The 16504-nt window shown below is 64.0% G+C and carries 13 protein-coding genes and 1 pseudogene; 4 read left to right on the top strand and 10 right to left on the bottom strand.

Annotated features, from left to right (window positions below):
• Positions 1-3 precede the first annotated feature (3 nt).
• Positions 4-3096: a multidrug efflux RND transporter permease subunit gene (locus LOY45_RS22385; RefSeq protein ID WP_134061384.1), complete on the bottom strand. Its 3093-nt coding sequence runs from the start codon at positions 3094-3096 to the stop codon at positions 4-6.
• A complete protein-coding gene (locus tag LOY45_RS22380) occupies positions 3093-4259 on the bottom strand; it encodes an efflux RND transporter periplasmic adaptor subunit (RefSeq protein WP_258578373.1) in 1167 nt (388 codons plus the stop codon). Before LOY45_RS22380 ends, LOY45_RS22385 begins: the two co-directional genes overlap by 4 nt.
• Before the next feature lie 269 nt (positions 4260-4528).
• Here LOY45_RS22380 and LOY45_RS27090 point away from each other — a divergent pair.
• Positions 4529-4810 (top strand): annotated as a pseudogene (locus LOY45_RS27090) (PAS domain-containing protein); the annotation flags it as partial.
• Positions 4811-5068: 258 nt separating this feature from the next.
• Positions 5069-6112, top strand: a complete 1044-nt coding sequence (locus LOY45_RS22375) for a methyl-accepting chemotaxis protein (protein WP_415842521.1) — start codon at positions 5069-5071, stop codon at positions 6110-6112.
• A gap of 6 nt (positions 6113-6118) precedes the next feature.
• Here LOY45_RS22375 and LOY45_RS22370 read toward each other — a convergent pair whose 3' ends face one another.
• From LOY45_RS22370 to norR, 4 genes are all read right to left on the bottom strand, one after another.
• Positions 6119-6886 carry a YkgJ family cysteine cluster protein gene (locus LOY45_RS22370; RefSeq protein ID WP_115085349.1) on the bottom strand — a complete coding sequence of 256 codons (768 nt, stop codon included), beginning with the start codon at positions 6884-6886 and terminating at the stop codon, positions 6119-6121.
• On the bottom strand, positions 6865-7176 hold the full coding sequence (locus LOY45_RS22365) for a hypothetical protein (protein WP_115085350.1): 312 nt from the start codon (positions 7174-7176) through the stop codon (positions 6865-6867). The genes LOY45_RS22370 and LOY45_RS22365 overlap by 22 nt, the downstream gene beginning before the upstream one ends.
• A 79-nt stretch (positions 7177-7255) precedes the next feature.
• On the bottom strand, positions 7256-8155 hold the full coding sequence (locus LOY45_RS22360) for a chemotaxis protein (RefSeq protein ID WP_115085351.1): 900 nt from the start codon (positions 8153-8155) through the stop codon (positions 7256-7258).
• 80 nt (positions 8156-8235) lie between these two features.
• Positions 8236-9789: a nitric oxide reductase transcriptional regulator NorR gene (norR, locus tag LOY45_RS22355; protein WP_134061387.1), complete on the bottom strand. Its 1554-nt coding sequence runs from the start codon at positions 9787-9789 to the stop codon at positions 8236-8238.
• A 153-nt stretch (positions 9790-9942) separates the two neighbouring features.
• Here norR and hmpA point away from each other — a divergent pair, with 153 nt between their 5' ends.
• Together hmpA and LOY45_RS22345 are read left to right on the top strand one after the other, a co-directional pair.
• Complete coding sequence (gene hmpA / locus LOY45_RS22350) at positions 9943-11124, top strand: NO-inducible flavohemoprotein (RefSeq protein WP_134061388.1); 1182 nt, start codon at positions 9943-9945, stop codon at positions 11122-11124.
• 171 nt (positions 11125-11295) lie between these two features.
• Positions 11296-11763 (top strand): phosphate-starvation-inducible protein PsiE, encoded by a 468-nt coding sequence (locus tag LOY45_RS22345; protein ID WP_093379589.1) that lies wholly within the window; start codon positions 11296-11298, stop codon positions 11761-11763.
• Positions 11764-11939: 176 nt separating this feature from the next.
• On the opposite strand, the gene LOY45_RS22340 is transcribed toward LOY45_RS22345, so the two are convergent.
• From LOY45_RS22340 to LOY45_RS22325, 4 genes are all read right to left on the bottom strand, one after another.
• Positions 11940-12347 (bottom strand): HPF/RaiA family ribosome-associated protein, encoded by a 408-nt coding sequence (locus tag LOY45_RS22340; RefSeq protein WP_258578371.1) that lies wholly within the window; start codon positions 12345-12347, stop codon positions 11940-11942.
• Between the two features lie 178 nt (positions 12348-12525).
• Complete coding sequence (fecA, locus tag LOY45_RS22335) at positions 12526-14865, bottom strand: TonB-dependent Fe(3+) dicitrate receptor FecA (protein ID WP_258578370.1); 2340 nt, start codon at positions 14863-14865, stop codon at positions 12526-12528.
• A gap of 90 nt (positions 14866-14955) precedes the next feature.
• A complete protein-coding gene (locus LOY45_RS22330) occupies positions 14956-15888 on the bottom strand; it encodes a FecR domain-containing protein (protein WP_115085360.1) in 933 nt (310 codons plus the stop codon).
• Positions 15885-16379 carry a sigma-70 family RNA polymerase sigma factor gene (locus LOY45_RS22325; RefSeq protein ID WP_258578369.1) on the bottom strand — a complete coding sequence of 165 codons (495 nt, stop codon included), beginning with the start codon at positions 16377-16379 and terminating at the stop codon, positions 15885-15887. The genes LOY45_RS22330 and LOY45_RS22325 overlap by 4 nt, the downstream gene beginning before the upstream one ends.
• Positions 16380-16504 lie beyond the last annotated feature (125 nt).

Raw genomic sequence — 16504 nt, 5'->3', positions numbered from 1 at the left:
CTCTCAACGGGCATCGGTTTGCGCCAGGGTCACGGCCATCTGGCGCCGGTGGAACAGGCGCTCCAGGGCCAAGTATATGACCGGTGTGGTAAACAGTGTCAGGGCCTGGCTGACCAGCAGCCCGCCGACCACGGCAATGCCCAGCGGCTGGCGCAGTTCGGCGCCGGCGCCGATGCCGAACATCAGCGGCACGGCGCCGAGCAGGGCGGCGAGGGTGGTCATCATGATCGGCCGAAAACGCGTCAGGCAGGCCTTGTGGATCGCCTCTTCGGGGCTCAGGCCCTGATGGCGCTGGGCGTCGAGGGCGAAGTCGATCAGCAGGATGCCGTTCTTCTTGACGATGCCGATCAACAGCACGATGCCGATCAGGCCCATGATCGAGAAGTCCTGGCCCGACAGCCACAGCAGCGCCAGGGCGCCGAGCCCGGCCGAGGGCAGGGTGGAGATGATGGTCAGCGGATGGACGAAACTCTCGTAGAGCACGCCGAGGATGATGTACACCGCCACCAGCGCCGCGAGGATCAGCCACGGCTGGCTCGACAGCGAACTCTGGAAGGCCTGGGCCGCGCCCTGGAAGGTGCCGATGATCGAGTCGGGCATGCCCAGTTCGCGCTGGGTGCGCTCGAGGATCTGCACCGCATCGCCGAGGGCGACGCCGGGGGCCAGGTTGAACGACAGGTTGGCGGCCGGGAACAGGCCGTCATGGGCAATCGACAGCGGCCCGGTGCTCGGTGGCGCGACCTTGGCCAGCACCGACAGTGGCACCATCTCACCGCTCAGCGGTGAGCGCAGGTAGAAGTAGTTGAGGCTTTCGGCCTTGCCACGCTGGCGGGCGTCGAGTTCGAGGATCACCTTGTACTGGTTGGTCTCGGTCTGGAATTCGCTGATCTGCCGCTGGCCGAAGGCATCGTACAGCGCCTGGTCGACGTCGGTGGTGGTCAGGCCGAAACGCGCCGCGGCCTTGCGGTCGATGTCGATGCGGGTGACGCTGGCGCCCAGCTGCAGGTCGTTGGACAGGTCGCGAAAGGCCGGGTTGGCCTTCAGGCGTTCGGTCAGGCGCTGGGTCCAGAGGTTCAGCGCCGGGCCGTCGTTGCTCTTGAGCACGTACTGGTACTGGCTGCGGCTCGGCCCGGAGCTCAAGTTGATGTCCTGGCCGGCGCGCAGGTACAGGACCACGCCCGGCACCTTGGCCAGTTTCGGCCGCAGGCGGTCGATGAACTCGCTGGCCGACACGTCGCGATCACCGCGGTCCTTGAGGGCAATCCAGAAGCGGCCGTTGGCAATGGTCTGGTTGCTGCCGGTGACCCCGACGGCGTGGGAGAAGGCCCGTACTGCAGGGTCCGCTTCGACGATCCTGGCCAGCGCTTTGTGTTTCTCGAGCATGTCCGGGTAGGACACATCGGCCGCCGCCTCGCTGGTGCCGAGCACGAAGCCGGTGTCCTGCACCGGGAAAAAGCCTTTGGGAATGGCCACGTAACCGATCACCGCAAGCGCCAGGGTCAGGCCGAAGATCCCCAGCATCAGCCGCTGGTGGGCCAGGGCCTTGACCAGCCCGCGCTCGTACCAGCCGAGCAGGCGGCTGGGGGTGTCATGCGCGTTGTGCTGCGGGCGGCGCATGAACAGGGCGCAGAGGGTCGGCGCCAACGTCAGCGATACCACCACGGAAATCAGGATGGTCGAAGTGGCGGTGAGGGCGAACTCCTTGAACAGCCGACCGACCACCCCGCCCATGAACAGCAGCGGAATGAACGCGGCAATCAGCGAGAAACTGATCGACACCACGGTAAAGCCGATCTCGCCCGAGCCCTTGATCGCCGCCTCGCGCATGCTGTCGCCGGCTTCCAGGTGGCGGTGGATGTTTTCCACCACCACGATTGCATCATCGACCACGAAGCCCACGGAGATGACGATGGCCACCAGGGTCAGGTTGTTCAGGCTGAAGCCGAACAGGTACATCAGGGCGAAGCTTGCGACCAGCGACACGCCGAGCACGCTGGAAACGATCAGGGTCGCCGACCATTGACGCAGGAACAGCGCCATCACCCCGATCACCAGCAGCACGGCGATCATCAGGGTGATCTCCACCTCGCGCAGCGACGCGCGGATGGTCTGGGTGCGGTCGTTGAGCACCGACACCTGCACCGCCGCCGGCAGCATCTGCTCAAGGCCGGGCAAGGCCTCCATGACCCGGTCGACGGTATCGACGATGTTCGCCCCGGGCTGGCGGAACACCACCAGATTCAGGCCCTGCTGCTCGCCGGACCAGGCTTTGACGTAGGCGTTTTCGGCACCGTTGATGACTTTGGCGACATCCTGCAGGTGCACCGGCGCGCCGTCGCGGTACGAGACGATCAGCTGGGCGTATTCCTCGGGATGGAACAACTGGTCGTTGGTGGCGATGGTCGACACGCTGTTCTGCCCGTACAGCGCGCCCTTGGCCAGGTTCAGGCTGGTTTGCTGGATGGCCTGGCGCAGGTCGGCCAGGGTCAGGCCCAATGCTGCGAGTTTCTCTGGTTGGGCCTGCACGCGAATCGCCGGGCGCAGTTGCCCGGTGATGTTGATCAGGCCGACCCCGTCGATCTGGCTCAACTGGCGGGCCAGCAGGGTTTCGGCGTAGTCGCTGAGTTCGTTGGCCGGCATCTGCGCCGAGCTGACGGTGAGGATCAGCACCGGGCTGTCGGCCGGGTTGACCTTGCGCCAGGTTGGCGGGCTGGGCATGTCCTGGGGCAGGCGCGCGGTGGCGGTGTTGATCGCTGCCTGGACTTCCTGGGCGGCGGTGTCGATGCTCTTGTCGAGGGTGAATTGCAGGATCAGGTTGGTCGAGCCCAGGGCGCTGCTGGAGGTCATCTGGGTCATGCCGGGGATGGCGCTGAACTGCACTTCCAGCGGCGTTGCTACCGACGAAGCCATGGTTTCCGGGCTGGCGCCGGGCAGTTGCGCGGTGACCTGGATGGTCGGGAAATCGGCTTCCGGCAGTGGTGCCACCGGCAGGCGCGGAAAGGCAATGACCCCGAGCAGCAGCAGGGCGAAGGTCAGCAGCAGGGTGGCGACCGGGCGGTCGATGCACCAGGCGGAAATCGAGCCGCGCGGGTTCATGGCCGCTCCTTGCCGCTGGCCACGTCTTCCACCGGCGGCGCATCAGGTGCCACTTCAACGTGCGCGCCGGGCTTGAGCCGCGACTGGCCGTCGGACACCAACGGGTCGCCGACCTCGACCCCGGCAATGATGTTCAGCACGCTGTCCTGGTACAGCACCTTGACCGGTACGCTGTCGACCTTGTTGCCATTGAGGCGGTACACGTAATGGCCGTCGATGCCGCGTTGCACCACCTGCGGCGGTACTACCAGGGCTTTTTGATCCAGCGCGGTTTGCAGCTTCAGGGTCACCAGTTGCCCGGGCCACAGCCGCGCGTCGGGGTTGGCGAACTCGGCCTTGACCCGGATGGTGCCGGTGTTGGCCGCCACCTGATTGTCGATCAGGGTCAGCTTGCCTTCGCCCAGCAGCGTGCCGCCGCTGTCGCCGTCGCCTTCCAGATAGGCTTGCACCACGGCTGGGGTTTGCGCGGCGAGCAGGCCTTGCAGGGTCGGCAGCAACTGCTGAGGCAGCGAGAACTCGACGCCGATCGGGTCGATCTGGGTAACGCTGAACAGCCCCTGGGCATCGGCGACGCGCAGGAAGTTGCCTTCATCCACATTGCGAATACCTACCCGGCCGCTGACCGGGGAGCGAATCTGGGTATAGGAGAGTTGCACCTGGGCGGCGTCAATCGCCGCCTGGTTGCCCAGCGCCGTGGCCTTGAGCTGGTTGAACAGCGCCTGCTGCTGGTCGAGGGTCTGCTTTGAGACGCTGTTGTCGGTACTCAGCAGGCGGTAGCGCTTGAGGTCGACTTCGGCCACCTGCAACTGCGCCTGGCTCTGGCCCAGTTGCGCCTTGGCCTGTTCGAGGCTGGCGCGGATCGAGCGGTCGTCGATGGTTGCCAGCAGGTCGCCCTGCTTGACCGCCTGGCCTTCCTTGACCAGCACGCGGGTCAGCACCCCCTCGACCTGCGGGCGAATCACTACGCTGTGCAGCGATAGCACCGAACCGATGCCGCTGACAAAGCGCGGTACGTCCTGCTGCTTGACGCTGACGATGCGCACCGGGATAGCGGCGGCGGTGGTGGAGTTTTCCTTGCCAGGCCGGTTCACCAGCCACAGGGCGGTGCCTGCCAGGGCGATGAGCAGGGCGCAGATAACGAGGGAACGAGGCTTGATTCGCATGCTTGCAGGGCACCGCGGGCGCAGGGGTGGGTATTTAGCGTTATAGCTGCTCAATCAGGTCAGCAGAGTGACCGCTAACTGACAGCGCGGACAGGTTCGGCGTACACATCCCCCGTAGGAGCGGGCTTGACCCGCGATAAGGCCAGTCCTGCCTGGAATCAGCGGTAATGGCCAAGTGCCAATATCCTGCGCTGGATCAAGATTGCGCAATAAATTGCCACTAGAGTCGTACGCCCTGCCGATTCTCCCGACAATAACGAGTGCCTCCGATGAAGAGCAATTTGCCTGTGACCGGTCGCAATGTGGATTATCCCGGTGACGCCAATATCCTTTCCACCACTGACCTGACCAGCCAGATCACCTATGCCAATGACGACTTCGTCAAGGTCAGTGGCTTTACCCGCGAAGAGTTGATAGGCAGCGCCCACCATATCGTCCGCCACCCGGACATGCCGCCCCAGGCCTTCGCGCAGATGTGGCAGACGCTAAAGAGCGGCCGCTCGTGGATGGGCCTGGTGAAGAACCGTTGCAAGAACGGCGATCACTATTGGGTCAGCGCCTTCGTCACGCCGATTTCCAGTAACGGCCAGGCCGTGGAATATCAGTCAGTGCGGACCAAGCCCAGTGCCGAGCAGGTCGAGGCAGCCGAGCGCTGCTACGCGAGGATGCGCAGCGGTCCGCTGCGCTGGTGGCAGCGTTTGCCGGTGGTTGGTTTGGCCTGGCAACTGTGGGGCGGGGTGACCCTGGCGCTGGCGGCGGTGTTCGCATTCAGCCGGCTGCTATTGCCGGCCCTGCCATGGCAAGGTGCGCTGGAGCTGATCCTGGCCAGTGGCCTGGCGGCCTTGATGATCTTCATCGCCTTGCGCCCGCTCGAGCGCTTGCGCGTCCAGGCCCAGGCCATCGCCGACAACCCCCTGAGCCAGCAGTTGTACACCGGCCGGCGAGACGGTATCGGCCAGATCGACTTCGCCCTGCGCATGCTCAAGGGCCAGTTGGGCGCGGTGGTCGGGCGTATCGGCGACACCTCGCGGCGCCTGGCCGGGCATACCGGCACGCTTGCCCAGTCGCTGCAAAGCAGCCACAGCAACAGCCTGGAACAACAGAGCGAAGCCGATCAGGTGGCCACCGCGATCAATCAGATGGCCGCCAGCGTTGCCCAGGTTGCCAGCAGCGCCCAGCAGGCCTCCCAGGCCGCCGATCAGGCCGAGGGTGAAACCCAGGCCGGGCACCAGTTGGTTGACCTCAACCGCAGCGCCATCCAGAACCTGGCCAACTCGTTGAACTCGGCCACTGAAGTTATCCACAATCTGGAAAGCCACAGCAGCGAGATTACCGGGGTGCTGGAGGTAATTCGCGGCATTGCCGAGCAGACCAACCTGCTGGCCCTCAATGCCGCCATCGAAGCGGCCCGGGCCGGTGATCAGGGCCGCGGTTTTGCCGTGGTCGCCGACGAGGTACGCGGCCTGGCCCAGCGCACTGCGCAGTCGACCCACGAAATCCAGCGGATGATCAGCGCCTTGCAAAATGGCGCGCGTGAAGCAGTGCAGGTCATGCAGCAGAGCAGCGAACATGCCGGGCACAGTGTCGAGCAGGCCCAGCGCGCCGCCAGTGCCCTGGACGGCATCAGCCTGCGGGTCAACCAGATCAGTGAAATGAGCCTGCAGATTGCTGCGGCAGTGGAGCAGCAAAGCCAGGTCAGCGAGAGCATCAACCGCAACATCATCAGCATCCGCCAGGCCAGCGAAGCCACCGTGCAGGTCGGCCAGCAGAGCCATCTGAGCGCCACTGATGTGGCCGGGCTGGCGCAGGACCTGCGCCGGCTGGCGGATGAATTCTGGCGGCGCTGCCAGTAGGGCAGTTCAGAAACCGATGAAGCTGTAGTAGGTGCCCGGTTCGCTGCGCACCTGCGCACCGCAGGCCTCAAGTTCGGCACTCAAGGCCGGATCGACGACGTGCAGCGTCCACGGCGCCACAGGCTGGTCCAGCTGTGGTTGCTGCAGGGCTTGCTCCAGCGCCGCGATGTCGGGCAGGTAAGCGGTAAAGCCATTGCCTTTCAGCGCGCTGACGTCGATGCCCAGCGCCTGGCAGATGGCGAGCTTGGCGCGGATATCGTCGCGGTCGGCCTGGCGCGAGCGCTCGATCAGTTCGGCCAGGCGCTTATCCACCAACTGATTGCCGTGAATCAGCGCCGGGCCGCTTTGCCAGGCTTCGCTCGGGCAGTCCTTGGCTTCGGGGCGCAACGGGATGTGCGGATTGATTTCCATCGGGTAGATACGGCACACCAGCGGGCGGATCTCGTAGATGCCGCAACGGTTGTCGTCATCCAGGTTGCGGCAGCGGCCGGGGTTGAAGGCGGCGAAGGTGATGGTCACCCAGGCCTGGCTGCTGCCGCAGGGCACCAGCCAGGAGCGGCGCATGGCGTGCTCGCGCTGTTCTGCCGGCAGGCCCAGGCCGTTGGCGAGAAAGGCTTCGACCAGGACCATGACCTGGCCGCCAGCGCCAGCCCACTGCCGGGCTTCGCCCAGGGTCAGGGGTACATGGTGGCCGGTGCAGCATTTGCCACAGCCGGTGCAGTCGAAACGGATATCGGATGCAGGTGCGCTGTTCACGGTTGGCCAGGTGTCCATTCGGTGACGAAAGCAGCCTTGCGCTTTTTATCGAACAGGCACAGTTCGGTGCCCTTGCGGTTGTTCATGTGTTTTTGCGGGTAGCGGCCTTCGAGCAGCAGGGCGCTGTAACCGACGCGATCGTCGAATTCGGCAGCCTTGCCCAGGGCCTTGACCTCTTTGAGCTGGCTGGCGGCGATGCAGCTTTGCAGCACGCGTTGTTCATGATCGCTCCAGGCCTGGCTGCTGGATGCCTGGGCGCCGCTGCTGAACACAGCGCAGCCTAGCAGGGTGAAGAGGAGGGCTTTCATGGCGGGTACTCGCAAAGACGTACGCACAATTGTGCCTGAGCTTCAGGCACATTCAAGCGCAAGGCTTCCCGGGTATGTATCAGCGCTCTTCGAAGGCCACGGTGCGGGCGGCGACGATCAGGCAGTCGGTCAGGTCCGGCGAGGAGAACTTGGTCAACACCGCATTGGCCCCGGCGTCCTTGGCTTTATCGCTGTTCATGGCACTGTCCAGCGAGGTATGCAGCAGCACGTAGAGGTGCTGGAAATCCGGGGTTTCGCGCAGGGTGCGGGTGAAAGCGTAGCCGTCCATCTCCGACATCTCGATGTCCGACACCACCACGTTGATCTCGCGCTCGGTGCCTTGCAGCTCCAGCAGGGTATTGATCGCATCCTTGGCACTGCGCGCGGTGTGGCATTCGATACCGAGGCTGCGCAGGGTATGCACCGATTGCTGCAGCGCCACCTGGCTGTCGTCGACCACCAGGATGTTGGTGGCGGCCAGCACCGCGGCGTCTTCGGCACTGAGCTCGGAGGTGACCACCTCGTGGGGGGGGGGGGCGATGCCGTGGATGACCTTTTCGATATCCAGCACCTGCACCAGGGTGTTGTCGACCCGGGTCACGCCGGTGATGAACGACTTGCTGCCCGAGCCATAGGGTGGAGGCTTGATGTCGGTGCTCAGGCAGTGGACGATCTTGCTCACCGCCTGCACATGCAGGCCCTGCTTGGAGCGGCTGATGTCGGTGACGATCAGGCAGCCGCCGTCCGGGTCTTCCAGCGGCCGTTCACCGATGGCCCGGGACAGGTCGATGACCGACAGCGAGTTGCCCCGCAGGGTAGCCACGCCTTTGACGTGGGGGTGCGACTCCGGCAGCTTGGTCAGCGGCGGGCAGGGGATGATTTCACTGACCTTGAGCAGGTTGATCGCCATCAGCTTGCCGCTGCGCAGGGTGAACAGCAGCAGCGACAGCGAATCCGCGCGGGCATTTTGCGACGCCATAGGCACCTTCAGGGCAGAGTAATAGGGGGAGATGCCAGGTTATCGACCCGGCAGCCCGTGGCTTTAATCAGTCGGTGAAATCAGCGTAGACCCAAGCGCCGCGCCAGGCGACTGAGATTGGCCCGGTCCAGGCCCAGCTCGCGGGCGGTGCTGGCCCAGTTGTGCTGGTGACGCTCCAGGCAAGCCTGGATCAGCTGGCGCTGGTAGTCATCCAGGGCCTGGCGCAGGTCGCCGCCGGGCAGTGGCGCATCGCTCAACTGAGTTGTTTCGGTTTGTGTGGGGAGCGACTCGACCGGGCGCAGGTCCAGATCGGCGGCATCCAGGGTGAGGATTTTCGGCCGCTGCGCATGCTGCCCCAGGGCCTTGAGCGCTGAGCGGCCAATCAGGTGTTCGAGCTCGCGTACGTTACCCGGCCAGCTGTAGGCAATCAGCTCGGCCTGGGCTTCGGGGCTCAGGCGCAGGCTGCCCAGGCCCATGCGCGAACGGTTCTGCTCGAGAAAGTAGCCGCTGAGCAGCAGCACATCGCGCCCGCGCTCACGCAGCGGCGGCACCAGCAGCGGGTACACGCTCAGGCGATGGTAGAAGTCGGCGCGGTAGCGCCCGGCGCGCACTTCTTCGGCCAGGTCGCGATTGGTGGCGGCGATCAGGCGCACATCGACGCGGTGCTCCTGGTCCGAGCCCAGGCGCTGCAGCTGGCCACTCTGCAGCACGCGCAACAGCTTGGCCTGTACGGTCAGCGACAACTCGCCGACTTCATCGAGAAACAACGTGCCGCCATTGGCCAGCTCGAACTTGCCGCGGCGCTCGCCCACCGCGCCGGTAAAGGCGCCGCGCACATGGCCGAACAGCTCGCTCTCGACCAGGGTGTCGGGCAGTGCGGCGCAGTTGAGGCTGATCATCGGCTGGTTGGCGCGGCTCGAGGCCTGGTGGATGGCCTGGGCTACCAACTCCTTGCCAACCCCGGTTTCGCCGGTAATCAACACCGTCAGGTCGCTGCTGCCGACCAGGCGGATTTCCTCCAGCAGGCGTTTGTGCGTCTTGCTCTGGCCGATCAGTTCCTTGTGTTGCTGACCGCTGGCCTGGCGATAGACCTCGGCACGCGCGTGTTCATCTTCGGCGCGCAAGGCCAGGTGCTCGATGCGCTCGGCGACGTTGACCGTGGCTGCCGCCAGGCTGGCAAAGGCTTGCAGGGCATCCAGCTCGACCTGCTGGAACTGCTCCGGGTCCAGCGCATCGAGGGTGATCAGGCCCCAGGGCTGTTCATCGACGAACAACGGGCAGCCCATGCAGTCGTGCACCTCCAGGTGCTGGTGCAGACCTTCGACCAGGCCGTCGTAGGGGTCGGGCAGCTCGCTGTCGCTGGCAAAGCGGGTCGGCTCGTTGCGGCTGAGAATCGCTGCAAAGCGTGGATGCTCATCGACCTTGAAGCGCCGCCCGAGGGTGTCGGTGCTCAAGCCGTCCACCGCCAGCGGCACCAGCCATTCGCCGTCCAGGCGCAGCAGCGCGGCGGCATCGCACGGCAGCAGGCTGCGCATGGCTTCGAGCAGGCGCCGGTAGCGTTCGCGCTCGGGCAGTTCGCGGGACAGGTCGCTGACCAGCGGCAGCAAGGCGGTGAGCAGGGATTTTGCGGTCATAAAGACTCCTGTGGGTCAAAATGACTATATCGCAAGTGTTGTCCTTATGACTCTTTAATTTTTAAGTCATTGATTTATAAGGATTAAAAAGTTGGCACGAAAGCTGTAATAACCAAGGCATTCATCAAGAAGCCACAGGCTCAGGAGTCATCCATGCTCAATGCCCAGGATCGTGCAATCGTCAAAGCCACCGTACCTCTGCTGGAAAGCGGCGGTGAAGCACTGACCACCCATTTCTACAAACTGATGCTCAGCGAGTACCCCGAAGTGCGTCCGCTGTTCAACCAGGCGCACCAGGCCAGCGGCGACCAGCCACGGGCCCTGGCCAACGGCGTGCTGATGTACGCCCGGCACATCGACCAGCTCGAACAATTGGGCGGCCTGGTCGGCCAGATCATCAACAAGCATGTGGCCTTGCAGATCCTTCCGGAGCATTACCCGATCGTCGGTAGCTGCCTGCTGCGCGCCATCGAAGAAGTACTCGGCAAAGAGATTGCCACCCCCGAAGTGATCGCAGCCTGGGGCGCGGCCTATCAGCAATTGGCCGATATCCTCATCGGCGCTGAAGGCGATGTTTACGCGCAAAAAGCCGCGGCCCCTGGTGGCTGGCGCGGTGCGCGAGCGTTCAAGCTGGTCGAGCGGGTCGAGGAGAGCAGCGAAATCGTCTCCTTCTACTTCGCCCCGGTCGATGGCGGTGCGATTTTGCAGGCTGAGCCTGGCCAGTACATCGGCCTGCAACTGTTCATCGACGGCCAGGAACAGCGCCGCAACTACTCGCTGTCGGCCCTGAGCAATGCCGGCCAGTACCGCATCAGCGTCAAGCGCGAAGCGGGCGGCAAGGTTTCCAACTACCTGCACGAGCAGTTGGCGGTAGGCGACACTATCAACCTGTTCCCGCCATCGGGTGAGTTCACCCTGAGTGCCAGCGCCAAGCCTCTGGTGCTGATCAGCGGCGGCGTCGGCATCACCCCGACCCTGCCGATGCTCGAAGCAGCGCTGGAAAGCGGTCGTTTGGTGCACTTCATCCACTGCGCGCGCAACGGCGCGGTGCATGCCTTCCGTGGTTGGGTCGATGAACTGGCGGCGCGCCACCCGCAGGTCAAGCGCTTCTACTGCTATGCCGAAGACGATGGCGTTAGCCAGCCGGCGGATGCAGTGGGTCTGCTCAGCGCCGATCAACTCGGCCAGTGGTTGCCGCAAGAGCGTGATGTGGACGCCTACTTCCTTGGCCCGAAAGCCTTTATGGCCAGCATCAAGCGCCACCTCAAGGGCCTGGGCGTGCCAGAGCAGCAAAGCCGCTACGAGTTCTTCGGCCCGGCGTCTGCGCTGGAGTAAACACGTTTCGGTAACCGCGAACTGAAAGGATAGGGGCACAGCCAGCGATGGCTGTGCCTTGCGGCAATCGGTCGCCTTCTCAAGCAGGGGGCCTGGCCTTTTTACTGCATGCAGACAAAGCGTCATGCGCTTGCCGCATCATCCTTCCAGCCGTATCAAGGAAACCGTATCGTGAGCATCAATTGGGCTGACAAACTGCGCAAGAGCCTGCATGGCTCGGCCGATTCGCTGGGCAACCTGTGCGTCGAAGCGTTCCACTACCTGGCCCTGTTCGGCATCGGTGGCATCACCGCCTACGCGGCCGTGGTCACCTTTATCGAGATGCTCGGCAAGGGCGTCAGCGTCGACGACATCCTGCTGCTGTTCATCTACCTCGAACTCGGCGCCATGGTGGGGATCTACTTCAAGACCAACCACATGCCGATCCGCTTCCTGCTGTATGTGGCGATCACCGCTCTGACCCGCCTGCTGATTGGCGACGTGTCGCACCACAAGGCGCCGGACGCCGGTTTGCTGTACGTGTGCGGCGGCATCCTGCTGCTGGCGTTCTCGATCCTGGTGGTGCGCTACGCCTCGTACCGCTACCCGTCGACCAAGGCTATCGATGCTAGTGGCAAGGAGATCGAGGAAGCGAAGTAACAGGCACTGGACCCTGTGGGAGCGGGCCTTGCCCCGCGATCGAGCGCGTAGCGGTCGCAGTCCAGGCAACGCCTGATCAGCTGACTGTACTGGCCTCATCGCGGGGCAAGCCCGCTCCTACTTCGGAAAAAAAAGCGAGCCCCCTGGGCTCGCCTTTTTACCGTCTGCGTTGCTGATTATCCGTTGCTGCGAGCTTGCTCGTTCTCCAGAAACTCTTCCTGCAACAGCCCGTCATTCTGGGCGCCGTCGATGCTTTGCTGGGCCACCGCGCGTTTGCTGCGCAGTTTGCCGTAGAAGTGCTCCAGGGCGTGGTTCAGTTTGATTGCGGCGCCTTCGACAGCCTGGTCGAGGGATGCGGATTTATGGCTTACGGAAATCGGTTGATGGCCTTTTGGGCGTGCCTCCATCTGGCAGCGTTTGTCGTGCGGACCAGGCTTGTCGCCGTTCTCGTCGCGCAGGTGGACCTCGATGCGGGTGAGGTCTTCGTCAAATCGTTCGAGCGTGCTTTCTACCGTGCTGCGGACCCACTCTTCCAGCCGGATGTTGCCTTGAATATGGTTGTCGCTATTGACTTGGATTTGCATAGTTCAATCCCTTATTCAGCTAGCTCGCAAGAGAATCGATGGGGCCTTTGCGGCCTGTGAGAACCATCGCCTCTTGACTACAAGGTCAGGCACTTGGCCGAACAATTCAAGCCCTTTTGAAATAAAAATATCTTGTAGCAAAAAGCCCGGCACAGGCCGGGCTTTTGCATGCGCTGGATCAGAACGCGACGGAGGTCTGCAGGTATACCGTACGAGGTTCACCCGCGTACTTGCCCTTGTTGTTGTCGTCGAACGAGCGGGTGTAGTACTGGTGATTGAAGATGTTCTTCACCCCCACGGCGACGTTGAGGTTCGCCAGTTGCGGGCCGAAATCGTAGGCCGCGCGGCTGCTGAACAGCATGTAGCCGGGGATGCGTCCGGTGCTGCCGTCGGCGCTTTCGGCCGAGGTGTTGGCGTTGTCGGCGAACTGGTCGCTCTGGTAGGTGCTGTCGAGGTTGAGCTTCCATTGGCCTTCGCTGTAGCCGACGCCCAGGGTGCCTTTGTGGCGTGACGAGAAGGGCACACGATTACCCTTGTTAGACCCGTCTTCGCGGATTTTAGCGTCAACAAAGGCATAGGTGGCGTACACGTCAAAACCTGCCAGCGCCGGGTTGAGGCCTTCGAGGGCGTACTTGACGCTGGTCTCGATGCCCTGGTGGCGGGTTTCGCCGCGGGCGATCACCGAATCGTTGGTCTGGTTGCTTTCGTACTGGTTGTCGAAGTTGATCAGAAACGCGCCGATTTCGGCCTGCAGGTTGCCGTTGTCGTAGCGGGTACCCAGTTCCCAGGTGCGGGCTTTTTCCGGTTTTACTTCACCGCTGCTGACCCGGTTGGGCATCTGGCTGTACTGCACACTGCCGAACGAGCCTTCGGTGTTGGCGTACAGGTTCCAGCTGTCAGTCAGGTGGTACATGACGTTGAGCGCCGGCAGGGCGGTGTTGTAGTCGCCCTGGTAGCGCTGGCCGTTGAGCTTGTTGGACTGCTCGGAGTCGATCATTTCGTAGCGGATACCCGGGGTGATGGTCCACTGGCCGATGTCGATGCGGTCATCGAGGAAAATCGCGTGGGCTTCGGTGCTGCCACGGGTGTCGCGGTCGTTGCGGCTGGCGGTGGTCGGCAGCTGGTTGGCGGCGATCGGTTCGCGGTAGCGCAGTTCATGGCCGGCTTCGTTGATGTAGCGGTAGCCGACGCCGACTTCGTGCCAGCTCTCACCGAGGGCAAAGCCCTGGGAGAAGCGCGTTTCGATGCCGCGTACCCAGTACTCGCGTGGCGACAGCGAGACGAAGCTGCCCTGGTCCAGGTAGCCGCTGCGCAGGGTCTTGGTGAAGAAGCTGTTGACGCTGAACTGGCGGGCGTCTTCCTTGTAGTCGTAGCCGAAGTTGAACATCGTCCGCCGACCCCAGAATTTGTCTTGCAGGCGGGTCGACTGGTACGGGTCGGCATCGTAGTCGGCAACGTTCAGGCCGCCGGGCATCTGTGCTTCGCCTTCGTAGTACTGGGCCATGGCGTGCAGGCTGTTGGCCTCGTCGAGCTGGTATTTGCCCTTGAGGATCAGGTCGTCGATCTGCGTGTCGCTGTGCTCGCGCCAGTCGCCGCCACGGCTGCCGGAGTAGAGCAGGGCGCCGCCCAGGCCGTTGGCGTTGGTGCCACCGGCGAGCAGGTTGGCGCTGGTCTTGAAACCGTCATGGCTGGATGACGGGCTGGTCTGGGTCTGGAAACCGGCCTTGACCGTCGGCTCGTCGGGGATCGCCCGGGTCACGAAGTTGACGATGCCGCCGACGTTCTGCGGGCCATAGCGTACCGCTCCGCCGCCGCGCACCACGTCCACCGCGTCCATGTTGCCCATGCTGATCGGGGCGAACGACAGCTGCGGCTGGCCGTAGGGGGCGAAAGGCACCGGGATGCCGTCCATCAGCACTGTGGAGCGCGAAGCCAGGCGCGGGTTGAGCCCGCGAATGCCGAAGTTCAGCGCCATGTCGTGGCTGCCGGTGCCGTTGTTCTCCGGGGCGTTGACGCCGGGGATGCGGTTGAGCACTTCGCGCGCAGTGGTGGCGCCGCTGCGTTCGAATTCTTCGCGGCGGATCACGTCGCGGGCACCGGCATGTTCGAAGACGTTGTCCTGCTGCGCCGCACCCAGCCAGTCACCGATCACGGTGGAGGCACCGAGCTCGACCGGCGCACTGGCAGCGGCAAGCGGTTGCAGGCTGAAGGCGTTGTCACCTTCGGCGCGGGCTTGCAGGCCGCTGCCTTGCAGCAGTGCATCCAGACCCTGCTGCGGGCTGTACTGGCCTTGCAGGCCGGGGCTCTGCACACCGCGGGTGACCTGCGAGCCGAACGAGATCAGCACACCGCTTTCGCGGCCGAACTGGTTCAGGGCGTTTTCCAGGCTGGTCGGCGCGATCTGGTAAGTGCGCGCAGGGGCTTGGGCGGCGTGTGCGCCAACAGCGGCAACGCTCAGGCTGGCGCCCAGCAGCAGGGCGCGCAGGGCCTGGGCAAGTGGACTCGGTCGAAGGGGCATGCAGGAGGTCCTTGAGAAGGTCAAAGCAAAGGGTTCTGCCTTCTCTGTCACGCGAGAATTGAAAACGGCTCAGGTCAGTTGAAAAAAGTTTCAGGCCTGCGCTTCGACTGTCACCCAGTAGCGGGTAAAGCGCCTGACGCGCACCGGCAGCGCCACCTCGAGCATGTCCAGAATGCGCTCGCTGTCAGCCAGTGGATAACTGCCGGAAATCAGCAAATTGGCCACTTCTGGCGCGCAGTTGAGCTGCCCGCGACGGTAGCGGCCCAGCTCGTCGAGAAACGCGCCCAGGGGCATGTGCGCGGCCACCAGCATGCCGTCGACCCAGGCCCCGACGTTGCTGTCCAGCGCCTGGCTGGCCTGCCATTGCGGGCCGTTGAAACGCGCTTGCTGGCCGCTGGGCAAGAGATTACCAGCCAGGCTGGCGCTGCCTTCAAACACCGTCAACTGGCTGTACTGGGCGAACTGACGCAGGTTGTAGCGACCGCTGCTCAGGTTCAGCAGGCCATGTTCGCCGAGCAATTGCAGTGGTCGCGTATCACGGGCCACAGTCAGTTGCAGTTCACCTTCAAGCAGGCGCACCAGGCGCTGGCGGGAATCAAAACGGACATCGGCGGCGCTGCGGGTGTTGAGCTGCAGCTGGCTGCCGTCGTCCAGGGCCAGGCGGCGCCGCTCGCCGACCGGGCTGCGGTAATCGGCGAGTAGCGTCGGCAGTGGGTTGTGCTGCTGCAAAGCCAGGCCACTGGCGCTGCCGACGCCGAGGATCAGTAGGGTTTTCAGCGCCCGTCGGCGGCTGGTCGAACGCGGCGCCTGCAAGGCGGCGTGGGCCAGCGGCGACGACAAACCACGCAAGCGCTGGTTGACCCGCTGAATGTGCTCCCACGCGCGCTGGTGATTGTCGTCGGCCTGCAACCACTGCTGCATGGCCTGCTGCTGACGCGCATCGAAAGCACCGCCCTGCATCTCGATCAGCCAGTGCACGGCCTGTTCGGCCACCTGCGGGGAAAATTCCTGATGGCCGTTCACAGGGCAAAGTAACAGCGCATGGCCGCCTTGTTCAGGTAGCGCTTGACCGTGGCCAGGGAGATGCCCAGTTGCACACCGATCGCGCTGTAGCTCAGGCCATCGACCTGAGCCATCAGGAAGGCGCGCTTGACCGGCAAGGGCAGGCCGTCGAGCAGGCGGTCGAGCTCAAGCAGGGTCTCGAAAATAATTGCCCGGTGTTCTTCCGATGGCGCCAGGTCTTCCGGCAGCTGCGCCAGTGCCTGGAGGTAGGCGCGTTCCAGGTCCTGGCGGCGGTAGTGGTTGCACAGCACACGTTTGGCCACGGTGGTGAGGAACGCCCGCGGCTCGTTGAGCAGCGGCGTTTGGCGGGCCTGGAGCAGGCGCATGAAGGTGTCCTGGGCCAGGTCCGCGGCGCTGTCGGGGCAGCCGAGACGCCGGCGCAACCAGCCGGTCAGCCAGTTGTGATGGTCGAGGTAGAGGCCTTCGAGCGAGGAAGAGGGAGCGCTGGGCACCGTGAACACTCCGGCGCCGGGACGCGCAACAGAATAAGAATTGTTCGCATTGTAGTGAAAAGTGCCACTACTCGGCAATCGGCGGCTGACTGACGGGCATAGCAGAGGATCGGGAAAATGTAAAA

Source organism: Pseudomonas wadenswilerensis (assembly GCF_024749185.1).
Lineage (GTDB): Bacteria > Pseudomonadota > Gammaproteobacteria > Pseudomonadales > Pseudomonadaceae > Aquipseudomonas > Aquipseudomonas wadenswilerensis.
The sequence above is the reverse complement of the archived record's forward strand: the minus strand, read 5'-3'. Positions and strand labels throughout refer to the sequence as shown.